Source organism: Alcanivorax sp. HI0083, from assembly GCF_001635175.1.
Genome location: NZ_LWFX01000565.1, coordinates 1 through 628 on the forward strand (window position 1 = coordinate 1; position 628 = coordinate 628).

At 59.0% G+C, this 628-nt stretch carries 1 pseudogene; it reads right to left on the minus strand.

Annotated elements, in window-relative coordinates:
• Nucleotides 1–628, minus strand: a pseudogene (locus A3754_RS27335) (hypothetical protein); the annotation flags it as partial.

The window sequence follows — 628 nt, forward strand, 5'->3', positions numbered from 1 at the left end:
TCGGTGTCCGTGGTTTCAGCTGGATCATTTGGGAAGTCGTCCTCGCCATCGACCACGCCATCTTCGTCACGATCCGGATCGAAGGGCGCGTCGTCCTCCTCATTGAGCAGGCCATCGCCATCAATATCANCATCACTGCTGTCCGGCATGCCATCCTGATCGATATCACTTTCGGTTTCTGCCGGCTCGATAACCGTGGTGGTGTTCTCGGCAGTAGACGTATCCGCGTCCACGCCGGTATCTGCCGTTTCTTCAGCCACCACACTGGCTACCTGGGATACGGTCTTGTTGGAACCGGGGATAGTGAGTGAAGAAGGATCCTGGGTGACCTTTGCTGCCACATCCGCGATGTTGGCAAAGGTGGCAATGGCTTCACCCTCGCTCTGCCCATCCACCTGACCATCGTTGAGGTCTTCGGACAGGGCCGCGAACATGGAGTCCGCCGTTTCGGTGCTGTTCGGGTTCTCGGTCTTGGCAGCCTCCGCCATGTCGGCCATCAGCGCCGCCACTGCCTCCACCGCTGTGCGTAGTTTTACAACCTTCTCCTGGTCATCCTGATCGCTGGTAATCAGCGGCGGGGAAGACAGCAGGTCCACGCTGTCGTCCAGCAGGCCAAAGCCGAACTGGC